Source organism: Sulfitobacter sp. L-8, assembly GCF_056859255.1.
On the sequence record NZ_JBSXOD010000043.1, the window covers coordinates 1 to 14,383 of the forward strand.

At 60.3% G+C, this 14,383-nt stretch carries 13 protein-coding genes and 1 pseudogene; 7 read left to right on the forward strand and 7 right to left on the reverse strand.

What is annotated here, in order from left to right; genetic code table 11:
- Positions 1 to 248 precede the first annotated feature (248 nt).
- Positions 249 to 479: a hypothetical protein gene (locus tag AC13DE_RS07120; RefSeq protein ID WP_483047486.1), complete on the reverse strand. Its 231-nt coding sequence runs from the start codon at positions 477 to 479 to the stop codon at positions 249 to 251.
- 25 nt (positions 480 to 504) lie between these two features.
- Here AC13DE_RS07120 and AC13DE_RS07125 point away from each other — a divergent pair.
- Positions 505 to 918: pseudogene (locus AC13DE_RS07125) on the forward strand (transposase family protein); the annotation flags it as partial.
- Positions 919 to 1,019: 101 nt separating this feature from the next.
- On the opposite strand, the gene AC13DE_RS07130 reads toward AC13DE_RS07125, so the two are convergent.
- From AC13DE_RS07130 to AC13DE_RS07150, 5 genes are all read right to left on the reverse strand, one after another.
- Positions 1,020 to 1,652 (reverse strand): glutathione S-transferase family protein, encoded by a 633-nt coding sequence (locus AC13DE_RS07130; RefSeq protein WP_027238702.1) that lies wholly within the window; start codon positions 1,650 to 1,652, stop codon positions 1,020 to 1,022.
- Between the two features lie 20 nt (positions 1,653 to 1,672).
- Positions 1,673 to 2,569, reverse strand: coding sequence for an SDR family oxidoreductase (locus AC13DE_RS07135; RefSeq protein WP_037931965.1), 897 nt, complete (start codon positions 2,567 to 2,569; stop codon positions 1,673 to 1,675).
- Positions 2,570 to 2,597: 28 nt separating this feature from the next.
- On the reverse strand, positions 2,598 to 3,095 hold the full coding sequence (locus AC13DE_RS07140) for a luciferase domain-containing protein (protein ID WP_483047487.1): 498 nt from the start codon (positions 3,093 to 3,095) through the stop codon (positions 2,598 to 2,600).
- An 8-nt stretch (positions 3,096 to 3,103) separates the two neighbouring features.
- The gene (locus tag AC13DE_RS07145) at positions 3,104 to 3,919 is read right to left on the reverse strand and encodes a DODA-type extradiol aromatic ring-opening family dioxygenase (RefSeq protein WP_037931959.1); all 816 of its coding nucleotides are present in this window, start codon (positions 3,917 to 3,919) and stop codon (positions 3,104 to 3,106) included.
- Positions 3,920 to 3,982: 63 nt separating this feature from the next.
- Entirely contained in the window at positions 3,983 to 4,390 is a 408-nt protein-coding gene (locus AC13DE_RS07150; RefSeq protein WP_157802081.1) for a DoxX family protein, read from the reverse strand.
- A gap of 132 nt (positions 4,391 to 4,522) precedes the next feature.
- On the opposite strand from AC13DE_RS07150, the gene AC13DE_RS07155 reads away from it, so the two are divergent.
- Positions 4,523 to 4,876, forward strand: coding sequence for a winged helix-turn-helix transcriptional regulator (locus AC13DE_RS07155; RefSeq protein ID WP_224556225.1), 354 nt, complete (start codon positions 4,523 to 4,525; stop codon positions 4,874 to 4,876).
- Positions 4,877 to 5,113: 237 nt separating this feature from the next.
- Positions 5,114 to 5,716 carry a TetR/AcrR family transcriptional regulator gene (locus AC13DE_RS07160; protein ID WP_036540318.1) on the forward strand — a complete coding sequence of 201 codons (603 nt, stop codon included), beginning with the start codon at positions 5,114 to 5,116 and terminating at the stop codon, positions 5,714 to 5,716.
- Between the two features lie 141 nt (positions 5,717 to 5,857).
- On the opposite strand, the gene AC13DE_RS07165 is transcribed toward AC13DE_RS07160, so the two are convergent.
- Complete coding sequence (locus AC13DE_RS07165; protein ID WP_483047488.1) at positions 5,858 to 8,809, reverse strand: Tn3 family transposase; 2,952 nt, start codon at positions 8,807 to 8,809, stop codon at positions 5,858 to 5,860.
- A 140-nt stretch (positions 8,810 to 8,949) separates the two neighbouring features.
- Here AC13DE_RS07165 and AC13DE_RS07170 point away from each other — a divergent pair, with 140 nt between their 5' ends.
- The 4 genes from AC13DE_RS07170 to AC13DE_RS07185 are packed head-to-tail and all read left to right on the forward strand — an operon-like array spanning position 8,950 to position 14,371.
- On the forward strand, positions 8,950 to 9,516 hold the full coding sequence (locus AC13DE_RS07170; RefSeq protein ID WP_483047489.1) for a recombinase family protein: 567 nt from the start codon (positions 8,950 to 8,952) through the stop codon (positions 9,514 to 9,516).
- A 53-nt stretch (positions 9,517 to 9,569) separates the two neighbouring features.
- Positions 9,570 to 10,124, forward strand: a complete 555-nt coding sequence (locus tag AC13DE_RS07175; RefSeq protein WP_483047490.1) for a TetR/AcrR family transcriptional regulator — start codon at positions 9,570 to 9,572, stop codon at positions 10,122 to 10,124.
- A 13-nt stretch (positions 10,125 to 10,137) separates the two neighbouring features.
- Positions 10,138 to 11,259 carry an efflux RND transporter periplasmic adaptor subunit gene (locus AC13DE_RS07180; protein WP_245737675.1) on the forward strand — a complete coding sequence of 374 codons (1,122 nt, stop codon included), beginning with the start codon at positions 10,138 to 10,140 and terminating at the stop codon, positions 11,257 to 11,259.
- Between the two features lie 31 nt (positions 11,260 to 11,290).
- On the forward strand, positions 11,291 to 14,371 hold the full coding sequence (locus AC13DE_RS07185; protein ID WP_483047491.1) for an efflux RND transporter permease subunit: 3,081 nt from the start codon (positions 11,291 to 11,293) through the stop codon (positions 14,369 to 14,371).
- The last annotated feature ends 12 nt before the right edge of the window (positions 14,372 to 14,383 follow it).

Consider the following 14,383-nt stretch of genomic DNA (forward strand, 5'->3'; position numbering starts at 1 on the left):
TCGACCTGCGCCAAAACCTCCACGCGCTTCAACTCGCGCTCGCTCATAACCACCCATCCCATGCCCAATCTCCCTCAGTCTCGGAAGGGAGAGTGACATTCCTGAATTGCTCATGGGTGACATTTTAGCTTTGCGGCTACACGGCTCAAAAACGTATAAGCAAGCATATGTTAAGTTGGCTCTTGGCCAAGAGTGCGCATGACTCGGGCGCACCTGGGACGAATACTTCTCGGGCGAAAGCGGCGCGCCTAAGACCCGCAGCAAGAGTTAAGTCCGCTATCCGCGTCGGACCCGGGGTCATGCCAGCCAAGTTCGCAGAACGTCAGAAGGCCGCAAGCATGTGGACTAGGCCTTTTTCGATGTTCTTCCACGGCTTCTTGCCCACGGTATGTAAGAACCAATATCTGGTACCGCAGATATTTTTCGTAAAGAACTGCATGAAGCGACAACAGATTTTGTGACCCACAGGCCTGGATCAAGGACTTATGGAACTCCCAGTCATATCGGAATCAGGATCGGAGCGACCACGCCCTGCGCCAATGGCTGCGGGAACTGGCGAATAAACGTCGCCGGTTCGGATATCGTAGTTAGGGCATCCTTTTGGCCAGAGAGGGTTTTGAAGTGAACCATTAGAAGCTTTTCCGTCTCTATCGCGAGGAAGGGCTGGCCGTGCGCCGCAGGTGATCACGCAAACGCGCACTGGGTACGCGCAGGCCCATCCTAGTGCCGGATCGCGCCAATCAGCGTTGGTCGTTGGACTTCGTGTCCGATGCCTTTGCTAATGGCCAAAGGTTCCGTGTGTTGTGCATCGTGGATGACTGCACGCGCGAAGCCTTGGCGGCCACTGTGGTGGATCGCTCACTGTCAGGTGAGCGGATGATCCGCGAACTGGATGACCTGATCGGGAGGCTGGGTCAGTTGACTTTCTGACCCACGATCAGATCAAAGCGATGACAACGGCCGACCGTATCGTCAACCTCGGCACTCGTCAGGGGTATGTTACCCCCTGGATCACGACGTCAGCGGAAAAGCGCCCTTAGGGGTGCCACAGCCTCTTGCCAGCTGTCACGCGCTTCTAGCCGGTCGATCCAACTCGCAACTCCTGGGTACTGGTCCAGTAAAATCCCCGCTTGATCGCGATACATGAAGGTGGTCGCAAGATAGAAGTCGGCAAGGCTGAGTGCGCCTGCGATCCAGTCCTTGCCGTCGAGTCCGGTTTCCAGAACGGCAAGGAACTGATCTGTGGCTTTTCGTTCCGCTTCGACCACAGTCGGATCGGGATCGCCCATGCCGAATTTCTCTTTGAGAAACAGCTCAAAGGACAATTTCTGCATCGCCGGGCCAAGGTGGATCGCTTGCCACCAGGTCCATTGATCGACGAGGGACCGCGCCTTGCGGCCCTCAGGATAGAGGCCCGCCTCGGGCCGAAGCCCCGCCAGATAGGCACAAATTGCCCGGGATTCCCAAAGCACGAAATTCCCGTCCTCCAAAACGGGCACCTTTGCATTGGGATTGCGAGCGAGAAATTCCGCCGCGCGGTTGTCCCCGGCCCGGATGTCGACCTGGACGATTTCGAGGTCCACGCCCAGTTCGTGTGCCACCGCCCGCACACGCAGCGCATTGGGCGAGAAATTCGCGTTGTAGAGTTTCATGATTTTGTCCGCCTCTATAGTTACTGCGGCGCCCGAAGAAGCACCGCCCGGTTTTCGGTCAGGAAATCGGTAACCGACTGTCCGGACTTGCCGGTGAGCGTCTTGAGATCGTCGCTGGCCACATCAAGGTAGCCTTCGGCGATTGCCTGGTCGAAAGAGACGAAAACACGCGCCATGAACTCGGGCAGGCCATTTGCGATCATCGCCTGCACCATGTCTTCGGCCGGCATCGGAACGTAGGGGATGTCCTTGCCGGCGATGTCCGACAAAAGCGCCGCGATATCGGCCTGGCCGGTGGATTCGGGCCCGGTGATGTCCAGGACCTCGCGGTCGGTCGCATTCATCAGCGCGGCAGCGGCGGCGCGGGCGCAGTCGGCGCGCGTGACGTAACTCGCCCGTCCGTCCCCTGCCGCGGCAAAGAGCTGCCCCATGTCGATCGCCTGCGGTCCGCTCATAAGCAACAGATCCGTGTAAAGGTTGTTGCGAAGGATCGTGTAGCTGGCGCCGCTTTGCTCGATCAGCTTCTCGGTGTTCTGATGATCCTTGCTGAAAGTGATGGGGCTTTCGGGTACCGGGCTGGCAAGCGAGGTATAGACGATGTGGTCGATACCCGCCTCGCGTGCGGCGGTGATCGCATTGGAATGAGCCGCGAGCCGTTTGCCCGGCTCCAGATCGTCGGTGGAGATGATCAGGATCCGCTTGCCGCCCGCGATGGCCGGACCCAGTGTTTCGGGCGCGTTGAAATCGCCTTGGCGAACATCCACCCCCTTGTCCCTGAACTCGGCGAGTTTGTCGGCGTTGCGCGTGACCGCGATGATCGGACCGGCGCCCGCCTCGATCAGTTGATCGATTACCTGGCGTCCAAGCTGGCCGGAGGCGCCTGTGACGATAAATGGTCCGTTCTGAAAGCTTGCCATGGGCGTATTCCTGTTCTTTGAGAGAGAGTCAGCCGTGGATGTGAACCTGCGCGGGGTTGGCCAGCTTGCCGCGGGCGAAGTCCCAGCTCGTTGTCAGGATTTTGATCATGACGTCGACCTCTGACCCATCGCGCGGCGCAAAGGCCATGACGGCATTTGCCGGGATGTGTCCGGCCGACGCCATCGGGTGCGGTTCGCCCCATCCCTTGGCGATGAGTTCATCGACCGCCGCCAGCGGCAGCATCATGTGCGACGAACCGTCATAGGAGGGATGCACATGGGCCAATTCGCGTCCGATCATGAAGGCTTCACGCGGGCCGCAGGCATGCGCCACCGGCAAGACCAGTGCTTCGGCGCCGGGCACCGAGATGCCCGACCGGCAGCGCTCGACGAAGGGCAGGGCGAAGGCCTTCTCCTTGAAAAATGCGTGGATCTCTGCCGAGGAGTTCTGCGACACCTGCTCATGCGGGGCGCAATCGGTGGTGTCGGGGCGCGGGCCCTGCCGCGGGGGAAGTTCGAAGCTCATGGTTGGTCCTATCCAAATCTGAACGCGCTTTCGACCGCGCCCAACACGTGATCCTCGAGGGTCTTCTCCCCCCGATCCGCAAGCGCAGCCCCGGCCACGACGTGCAACGGGATCAGATGTTCCTCGCGCGGATTGGCATCGCGTGCGCCGGGCGCCTGATCCCACTCGGCCAGCATGGCATGGCGCACTGCGGGGTCTTCATGGGTCACCGCACTCGTGAGCCATCGGTCAAAGTCTCCGCCGTTCACCGGGCCGTCCGGTCCGCCCCTCATCGCCCGCATCATCTTGCCCATGTTATGATAGGTATTGCCGGATCCGATGATCAGCACCCCTTCGTCGCGCAAGGGCGCCAACGCGCGACCGACGGCAAGATGCGCCTCGGGGTCGAGATCGTCGCGCAGGCTCAATTGGACGGTGGGGATGTCGGCCTCAGGAAAAGCCACCTTTAGTGGAACGAATACCCCGTGATCGAAGCCACGCGCAGCATCGGCCCCGGTTTGGAATCCCGCGTCTTCTAAAAGTGCGCGTACGCGGGTCGCCAGCGCGGGCTCGCCCGGCGCGGGCCAGGTTAGCTGATAGGTATGCTGCGGAAATCCCTGATAGTCGAACAGCAGAGGCGGGGCGGGGTTGGTCTGCAAGGTAAAGACCCGCTCTTCCCAATGGCCCGAGATCACGAGGAGCGCCTTGGGCCTTGCCGGCAGGCTCGCAGGCAAGTCCTCAAGGAATTTGCGGTGCCGATCCCAGGCGTCAGGCGGATTCCAGTCCATGAAGAAACAGGGGCCACCCCCATGGGGAACAAACAATGTCGGCTGCTTTTCAGTCATGTTGTCGTCCTTTTAAACCCAAGTCCGAGGCTATGGGCACCCCCGTGGCAACTCCGCAGCAGATCAGATTGGCGCTGCCGGAACTGCCGGTGCATAGGCCGACTTGACCGCACGCACGCGATTGGCGGTCAGCCACGAGACGATCAGGAGTACCCAGGTCGCCAGAGCCGGCGACCAACCCGGATCGCCTGCGCCCACATGGGCCCCGAAGGCGAGCACCAGATGCCAGAACATTGCCGCATAGGCCCAATCTGCCAGCACCGCCGAAGGGCGCCAGAGGATCACAACGGCACCGACGATCTTCAAAATTGCGAGTGGCCAGATGATGTATGTGGGATAGCCCAACACCTCGCGATACATGCCCGCGACCATGTCGTGGGATGAGATGTAGAAGGCCGCCGCACCCAGATAGACCAATGCCACAAGGCCGGTCGCGATCCAGTAGACATATTTTGCCACGTTGTCACTCACTGCCGCTCTCCCGGTTTTCGGCGGGTTGTTAGGCTGCCGTTTTCCATATAGTATCATTAGGTGCCTTGCTTCATCAGTTAAAGTAGGCACTTAAAAGTAACTTACTTTCGTGGGCTGCGAGGGCTATCCACAATGAAAAGCGTCCAACCAGCTTCCTGCCCGATGGAGGCGCTGCTGCGTGTCATCACGGGACCTTGGACGATTTATATCCTTTGGGTTCTGTCCGAACAGGGTCCACAGCGTTTCGGCGCGACCAAACGGCTGGTGCCTGGAATTTCCACCCGGGTCCTGACTGAGAGGCTGAGAATGCTGGAACATGCCGGCGTGGTCTGGCGCGAGCAGGCCATGACCATCCCGCCCGCTGTCACATACGGGCTGACTGAACGCGGCGCGGAGCTGCGCGGTGTGCTGGACACCCTTGGATCCATTGCACGCCGCTGGGAGGCGGAGGGTGCTTTCGACGGGACGGCACGCTCGGCGGAATGATGACGTCCGTCCTGTTCGCGGAATAATCCCGCGCCAGAAAGCACCGCGAACGGAGCACGGCCCGAAGCTCATGACGAATTGAAAGCCGCGTTGGGTATGCCTGACAGGCGGCACTCACTCCGAACGATCCGCCCAGGTTTGCGGCTTGCCGCCACATAAAAATCAATTTACTGTACCGACTAGACGGTACAGTCAAGTTTGAAATCCCGCAATGCTGCACAGGACAGGAAGAGCGAGATGCGCGAGAGAAAAATGGCCGAGGTTTTGTTCGGCGCGCGGGAGGTCTTCTTCCGGTGCGGTTATGAAGGCGCCACCGTCGATGCCATTGCCGCCGAAGGGAAAGTGTCGAAGGCAACAATGTATTCGTATTTCCCGACCAAGGAGCAGCTGTTTCTGAGCGTCGTGGAATCCGAATGCGGTCGGCTTGCGGAAGAGATCCTCCGACCCTTGTCCGCAGGTCCCGAGCCGCGCGCCCAGTTGGAAAAACTTGCCCTGCGCATGATCGATCTCGTTCTGGACGAAACCTACATCCGCCTTCTGCGGACGTGTATCGGTGCCACCGAGATGCTTCCCGAGGTCGGGGAGGTGTATTTTCGTGCCGGACCGAAACGGGCACGCGAACTCATCAGTAAAGTTCTGGAACGCCTTTCCCGGGAAGGCGCGCTTGAGATCGACAACCCCCCGCGTGTTGCGGATCACTTCATACATCTTTGCGTTTCTGGACTGTTGATGCCACGCCTGCTGGCCGTGCAAAGAACAGTCGAGCGGGACAAGCATGCGGCCGATGCAGTCACTGCATTCCTGCGACTCTACGGGAGCGGACATAGAGTAGAGCTCTGAACTGACCTTGCTTTCCGACAACGGGGCAATGCTCCAAATCTCTCAATAAAATTGCCGAATGGACGGTGAATAATGACCATAGGCGGTATCGGAAGGTTTCTTCGTAGAACCACGCTAAGGGAGAACTTTCGAAGAACATCGTTAGGTTCCCCAGTCTCTGGTTGGCCTGATGTTCAGCGGCCGCGCAATTTTGCGGTCAGCGGCCCCAGAATGCCAATCGAAGTCGCCGGATAGGATGACGTGCTCCCACCCGAGCGGCGAGGTATGCGGAAGCAGCTTGGCGTCGTAGAGCGGGCTGGCCTGTGCGAGGTGGCTGGCCGCTTTGTCCATGTAGATCGTGTTCCAGAACGTGATGGCGGCGATGACGAGGTTGAGCGCCATGGCCCGTTTCTGTTGAGCCGCGTCAGAACGATCATGAATGCGCCCTTGTGAGTGGGCAAAGACGGCCCTGGCCAGCGAGTGCCGCGCTTCGCCCTTGTTGAGGCCTGCGTGGCATTCCATGCGCAGAGCGGCGTTCTCGATCCAGTCGAGCATGAAGAGCGTGCGCTCGATCCGGCCGATTTCACCCAATGCAAGGTAGAGCCGGTTTTGCTGGCGGTACGCCCCAAGCTTTCGCAGGATTTCAGACGGTTTCAGAGATCTGTCGCGGATGCTGGCCGCGAGTCGCATGACGTCGCCCCAATGCTGCCGGATCACCTCTTCATTGATAGGCTTCCCGATCAGAGGCGACAGGGTAGGCCACGCCTTCGCACCACCGAAGCACGCCAACCGCCGATCGGGAAAGTCGCGCAAGCGCGGGGCAAACGTCATCCCCAACAGATGGAACAGGGCAAAGACGTGGTCCGACACGCCGCCGGTATCTGTGTAGTGAACGAGGGGGTCAAAACTGGCCGGATTGCCCAGAAGACCGTCGAGCACAAAGGGCGCTTCGCCCGCCGTCGCCCCGATGACGCTGGAATGGAACGATCCGTACTGGCCCGACAGGAAAGAATAGATTTTCAGGCCGGGATCAGGCCCGTACTTGGCATTGATGAGTCCGCTGCCACGATTGGCAGAGAAGAACTGACCATCCGATGAGCTGTGCGCCGCTGCGCCCCAATGTTGCACGAAGGGCAGGCCATGATGACCATCGACAATGCGGCCCAGGGCATCCGCGAACGTCTCGGGCCGAAGGTACCATGTCTGCGCCCAAGTCAGCTGCGCATGGCTGACACGTGATGAGGCGTGGGCCATCCGCTCCAAGCCGAGATTGGTGGCCCCGGCCAGGATCGTGGCCAGAACGGCGGCGGGCTCATCGTGCTGCTTGCCAGACCGCAGGTCAGTGAAGGCATCGAGGAACCCGGTCTGTGCATTTACCTCCCAGAGCAATTCCGTGATGCGGATGCGCGGCATCAGGGCGTCAATCGCCCGTTCCAAGCGCGACGCAGCGGGCGGTGTGACCGCGTCATGCGGCGTAATTTTCAACCGCCCGCGCTCAATTCGGACACCAGAGATTGCATTGCGCTTCAGGGCACGATCCACTTGGCCCAAGCGTTTCGCCAGCGTGGCCCGCCGATCAGACAACCATGCTTCCGGATCTGTCTCAAAGCCCGCGTCCCGCATGGCAGTTTCCGCTGTGGCCCGTGGCATCAGGTAGCTGTCGAAACGGCGATACTCACGACTGCCGTCGACCCAGACATCCCCGGCACGCAGGCGGTCTCGTAAGATGGACACAATAGCGGTTTCATACATGCGCCGTTGTGGTTGGCCGTCCTGGATGATCAGCGATGGCCAATGCTTGGCGGCAAACGGCATGGGCAGATCATCTGGCAACTTGCGTTTGCCGGTGCGGTTCTGATCCCGCAGCAAGGCGATGGCGTCCTTGAGATCATCCCCCGCATCGGTCGCATTGAATTGGAAGGCCTCCAGAAAGGCAGGGGCGAACCTGCGCATATACGCATAGCGCTCGGCCGCCAGAGAAAGCGGGTCACTGGTTGCCAGCTCTCCGAAGCTGGCGATTTCGTCACGCTTGCCCAGGAGCGTATCCCACCCAACGTCCGCATCCAGCTCAGCAAAGGGATCTTGCCCCAGGTCTTGTGCGCGGGCCATGGCATCAATGGATGCGCCGAAGAGCTGCATCAGCTTGCCAACCTTGGTCTTACCCATACGCCAAACCTCCTCCTGATGGTTGCGGGATCTTGAGAAGAGCTGGCCGGTCAGTCGCTCGAACATGGCGATGGTCGCGTCGGTGATCGTGATGGATAAATCCGCCATCTGCGCCGCGAGTGTTGCGATCCGCCGCCGCTCGCCAAAGTCGTTCAGCAAGCTCACGGGCGCTACAGCACCCTCGCGCGCGAACTTGAGCAGCCGGTCCGGGTGCAGACCCTGGCCAAGATCTGGCGGTGGATTCAATGATCGCAGATATTTCAAACGGTCCAGAAGCGCGGCCATGCTGGCCAGGCTGGTCGAGTGCGGAAAGCCGCGCAACCACGTGAGCCGCGTTTGCCCTACGGACGGGTCATTCACCAAGAGCGCCTGCAAATGGTCACGCTGCTCCATTGAGAGGGCATCAAACAGCGCTGCGGCAGCCTCACGCCGGGCGCGCGCTCGGCCCTTCAAGGCGTGGCGCTCAAGCGTGTCTACGCTCGGTAATACCAGATGGTGCTTGCGCAAATCCGCAATCAGCGTCTCTACAATTTTCACGCCATGATCCGTTGCGAAAGCCGCCCTCGTGGCGATATCCTCTGCCTGCTGCACATGTTCAGGTCCGAAAGGGGACAGCCCCAAATGGCGCATCGCGAGGGCATGGTGTTCATGCCGCGTATTTCGCCTGACGGCATAGTCGTCGAGAGAACAGGTGCCGACCTGAAGTTGTTCGGCAAGCCAGGCGATCAGTTCAGCTGGCGGCATCATACCTTCGCTCCACCCCAAGCCGGGGTAGCGCAGCAAGCAAATATGTACCGCAACACCAAGGTGGTTTTCGGCGCGGCGGCGAGTACGGATCAGATCAATGTCATCTCCGCTCAGCAGATAGTGACGGATCAAGGCTTCAGAATCTGTCGGTACCCCGAAGAGGTCCGCATACGCGCGGGATGAAAGAAGTCTACGGCCCATAAGGTGTCCTCAAAACGTTGTTGCAAGTTTGAAGACACCGAATATTATAGAGACTGATAAAAAGACACATTTGACGTGCCAATCTGGGTTCAGAATGGTCATGTCAAATCAGGCCATAAAACGGCCGTTTTGGAGACACCATGCCACGCACTGGCGACATCCTTGGATACGCAAGGGTCTCAACCGCCGACCAAGACCTGTCCGGCCAAAAAGACCGGCTGCTGCAACACGGTGCCATTCGAGTGTTCGAAGACGTGATCTCCGGCAAGACGTTCAACCGGCCCGGTCTGGCGGCCTTGCTTGATCAGGCCAGACCCAACGATACCCTCGCTGTCATCCGCCTCGATCGCTTGGGCCGCTCACTCAAGGAACTTCTGGAAACCGTTGATGACCTCAAGGCCAGAGAGATCAACCTGATCAGCCTCGAAGAGCGGATCGATACGACTTCCGCCGCCGGAGAGCTCGTGTTCCATGTCTTCGGGGCCATTGCGCATTTCGAGCGCCGCCTGATCTCAGAGCGCACCAAAGATGGCCTGATCAATGCCCGAAAGCATGGTCGCAACCCTGGACGGCCGACATTGCCACCAGAGACAATCTCAGCCCTCCAAGATCTTGTCGGTGCCGGAAAATCCGTAGCCCAGGCCGCAAAACATCTCGGCATAGGCAGATCAACAGCTTACAAGGTCATCAGAAACACCACGCAGTAAGCCATGTTCAGGCTTCGTTCTCCCTTAGCGTGGTTCTACGAAGAAACCTTCCGATGGGGCCCATACAATCCAGAATGCAGGCAAAGAATGCGTCTCCAAGGATCCTCGGCGCTGCGCGGGCAATTGCGCACAGAGAGGGCGCGGGAAAGATTACGATCGACGCCGTCGCGCGTGAGGCCGATCTCAGTAAAGGCGGGGTCTTATACAATTTTCCGACTAAGAGAGCGCTTCTTGCCGGGCTGCTTGATGAGATGCTCGCAGAACATCGCGAACGCCTGGCATCAGTCCCGGAAGATCGCAGATCCCGCACCTTGCGCGGGCACCTGGAAGCGATCGTGCAAGCCAGAGCCGTCGATGACGACCTCTCGATGGCGATTCTCGCGGCTGCCGCGTCAGATCCGCGGCTGCTCGATCCGCTACGGGCTGAACTGACCGGCGACCTTGAGCGTATCCTGTCCGACACACAAGACACTTCGGGTGCTATGGTTGTCGTCCTAGCGATCCAGGGACTTCGGTTCCAGAAACTTCTGGGCCTTCCCGACGGTGGCGCGGGTCTCAGGGGGCGCGTCATCGAGCAATTGAGGGCCATGATTAATGAACTCGAATAGAGAGACACGAAGTTTGAAGCGGATCGTTTTTGTTATTGCGGTAGCGGCCGTGTCGGCCGTTGCCGTGCCGTTTGTTTCGCCGTTCCTGACCGATGTGCTGGCCCAGACCGCGACGAACACCGTGGAGGCAGAAGTCGACACAAGGCCTGCAGCGAGCGTGGAGCGACCAGTCACGGTCGAAGTGACCCGTGCGCTCAATCGCGTCGTAAGTCAGTCTCGCACCGTTGCAGGCCGCGTTGAACCTGCTCGAACGGTGGACCTTGCGTTTCAGATACCCGGGCAGATCATTCGCCTTGAGGTTGAGCCCGGCGACACGATTCGCGAGGGCGAGGTGATCGCGGAGCTCGACCAAATCGATTTCGAACTCGCCGTCGACCGGGCTCAGGCGTCCTACGACCTGGCGAATTCCGAACTCGCGCGCGCCTCGGACCTCGCCGATCGTGGCGTGGCGTCCGACGCGCGCCTCGACACGGCCCGCGCGCAGTTCTTCCAGGCAGAAGTCGCGCTCCGCGAGGCCGAGCGGCGCCTGTCCCAAACGAAAATCGTCGCGCCATTCGACGCGATTGTGGCGCGCACCTTCGTTGAAGAATATGTCAACGTCACGTCGACCGCGCCTGTCGCGCGTCTACAGGATGTCAGCGAGATGCGGCTCGTGATCTCCCTGCCAGAGGAACTTGCGGCCATTGCGCGGTCGGCACCCGATGCCTTCGAGATCGTTGCAACTTTTCCGGCTGTTCCGGGTTACACCGCGCCTCTGGTGCTTCGCTCGTTTGCGACCGATGCCGACCGGACGGCGCAGACCTACGACGTGGAATTTGCGATCACGGGTGATATCGACCCGCGTCTTTTGCCCGGAATGACCGCGGATGTGCGCATCTCCATCGCCGCTGAGGAAGATCGCCGGCGCTCCGTGATCGTTCCGGTTTCGGCGGTGGACACGACCAGCCGAACCGAACCGTCCATCTGGATCTACGAAGAAACGTCCGGCCAGGTCGAGCGTCGGACGGTCCGTCTGGGCCTTCCGATCGACAACGAGATCGTCGTTCAGGATGGCGTGGAGGCCAATGAATTGGTTGTTTCCGGCGGCTGGTGGCGGCTCAGGGACAATCAGACCGTGACAGTTTCTGGGCTCTGACCCCGGTTTTCGGCAGGACAAGAATAAAAACATGGCACTCAGCATCACACGAGCGAGCATCGAGCGTCCTGTGGCGGTCTGGCTCACCATCATCTTCTGCGTTCTCGGCGGCTATTGGGGGCTGAATACGGTCGGCCGCCTTGAAGACCCGAGCTTCACCCTCAAGACGGCACTCATCTTCGTGCCGTATCCCGGCGCCACGGCAATGGAGGTTGAAGAGGAGGTCGCAGACGTCGTCGAAAACGCGCTGCAGCAGATGAAGCAGCTCGACCGGGTGGAATCGAAATCGATGCCGGGCATGGCGCAGATCACCGTCGAGATCGAGATGACCTATGGCCCGGACGAGATCCCGCAGGTTTGGGACGAGATGCGCCGCCGCATCAGTGATATCGAGGGGGATCTTCCGGCAGGGGCGCAACCGCCCATCATCAATGACGATTTCGGCGACGTCTATGGCATGTTCTATGCGGTGACGACCGAAGGTCTGAGCCCATCGGAGCAAAGGGACTTGGCCACGACGCTGCGGCTCGGGCTGGTCACTGTCGATGGCGTCGCCAAGGCCGAGGTTCAAGGCCTCTCCGAAGAGGTGATCACCCTCTCGATCCCGTCTGCACGCCTCGAGAAACTGGGCCTTCCGCCGACCCAGATCCTGGGAATTCTCGCAGACGAAAACCAGGTGTTCTTCAACGGCGAGATCACCGAGGGCCCCGCCCGCATCGGCCTGTCCGTTCCGCCGGGCTATATCAGCCCCGAAGGCATAGAGGAGTTGCGGCTGGGCACGGCCGGAAATGTCGGCCAGATCGCCGTCAGCGACATCGCCACCGTCACACGGGAGGCGGCCGAACAGCCCAGCCAGATCATCCGGCAGAACGGCAAGGCGGCCTTCACCCTTGGCGTTTCCGCGTTGACGGACCGAAACGTGGTCGCTGTCGGCCAGGAGGTTTCAGCGCGGCTGGAACGGCTCAAGTCGGAGCTTCCCGAAAGTGTCGAGATCATTCCGATCTACGAGCAGCATGTCGTGGTGGACGAAGCCGTTTCAAGCTTTCTCGTCAGTCTCGGACAGTCGGTCGCGATCGTGGTCGGTGCCCTGATGCTGACCATGGGGTGGCGCGCCGGCCTCGTGGTGGGCGCGACCCTCGGACTTACCGTTTTCTCCACGCTGTTCTTCATGTCGGTGTTCGGGATACAGATGGAACGGATCAGCCTTGGCGCCCTGATCATCGCGATGGGTATGCTGGTCGACAACGCCATCGTCATCACCGAAGGCATGGTGATCGGCATGGCGCGTGGCAAAAGCGCGGAAGACGCGGCGGCCGAGACGGAATCCTCGACGTCCATTCCCTTGCTGGGGGCAACCGTTATCGGGATCATGGCGTTTTCCGGTATCGGGCTGTCGCCCGATGCGACGGGCGAGTTCCTGTTTTCGCTTTTCGCCGTGATCGCCATTTCGCTGCTATCAAGCTGGGTTCTGGCAGTCACGGTCACGCCGTATCTTGGCAAGCTGCTGCTCAAGGCCCCCAAGAACACCTCGGACGATCCCTACAAGGGCCCGTTCTACGGGATTTACCGCGGGGTTCTGTGGACGGCGCTGCGCGCCCGCATCCCGGTCGTTCTGACGATCATCGGGATCACCGTCTGGTCGGTCATGGCTTTCGCCCAGGTCAAGCAGGCCTTCTTCCCCGCCTCGAACACGCCTATTTTCTACGTCGAGTTCCAGATGCCGCAGGGAACCGATATCAACACGACCGACGAAGAGATGCTGCGGCTTGAGCGGATACTTCTGGATGAGGATGCTGTGACCGGGGTAACGGCCCTCGTAGGGCGGGGGGCAAGCCGCTTCATGCTGACATACAATCCGGAACAGGCGGATGCCAGCTATGGCCAGCTCATCGTCCGGGTTGCGGACGCCGCAACGATCCCGGCGATCGCGAGCAGGCTCAACCGGGATTTGCCAGCCGAATTCCCCCACGCTCTGATCCGTGTCGAAGAAATCGTGTTCGGACCGCCGGCCGGTGCCGATGTTGCAGTTCGTTTCTCGGGCCCCGATCCGGTCGTCCTGCGCCAGCTCGCGGATGATGCGATCAGGATATACGAGGAGGCAGGAACCATCACCAATCCGCGCACCAATTGGCGGCAGCGTGAAATCCTTGTCGAACCCGTCGTCGACGAGGCACGAATGCGGCTGGCCGGCGCGACGCGCGGAGCGATTTCGGATACCATCCGCTATGGAACGTCCGGACTGCGCGTTGGCGACCTGCGCGAGGACGACGTGTTGATCCCGATCCAACTCCGGCTTCCCGAGAACGAACGCGACGGGGTCGACCGCCTTCGTGACCTGTCGGTATGGTCCGATGGGGCAGGGTCCTATGTACCCATGGCCAACCTTGTCGAAAGGTTCGATCCCCGTCTTGTCGAGGCACTCATTCACAGGCGCGACCGAGAGCGGACAATCGCCGCCCTCGGCGGTGCCCGCAGCGATCTCACCGCGGATGAGGCATTCCGAAGCGTCCGCACCGAGATCGAATCCATCCCGCTTCCCGACGGTTATGCAATGGAATGGGGCGGCGAATTCGAAAGTGCGCAGATGGCTCAGGAGTCGCTTGGCAAGCAGCTTCCCCTGGGCTTCCTGGTCATGTTGACGATTTCGATTTTGATGTTCAACAAAGTCCGCCAACCGCTGATCCTGTGGCTCGTGGTGCCAATGTCCGTGACGGGCATGGTCCTGGGGTTGCTGTTCACCGGTCTGCCCTTCACATTTACGGCCCTGCTCGGCTTCCTGTCGCTTTCGGGAATGTTGATGAAGAACGCAATCGTTCTCATCGAAGAGATCGACTTTCTACGTGCACAGGGTGTGCCCGATTACAAGGCGGTGATCGACGGCTCAGTCAGCCGTCTTCGCCCTGTGGTGCTCGCCGCCGGCACGACGATCTTTGGCATGATTCCGCTTCTGCCCGATGCGTTTTTTGCCTCGATGGCGGTGACGATCATGGGCGGCCTCGCCTTTGCTTCGGTCCTGACGCTCGTCGCGGTTCCGGTGCTCTATGCGCTTCTGTTCCGGATACGGCCACCGAAACGGGACGCACAGTCGGACGGCCTAGCGGCGACCGCCTGACACAACGATCCT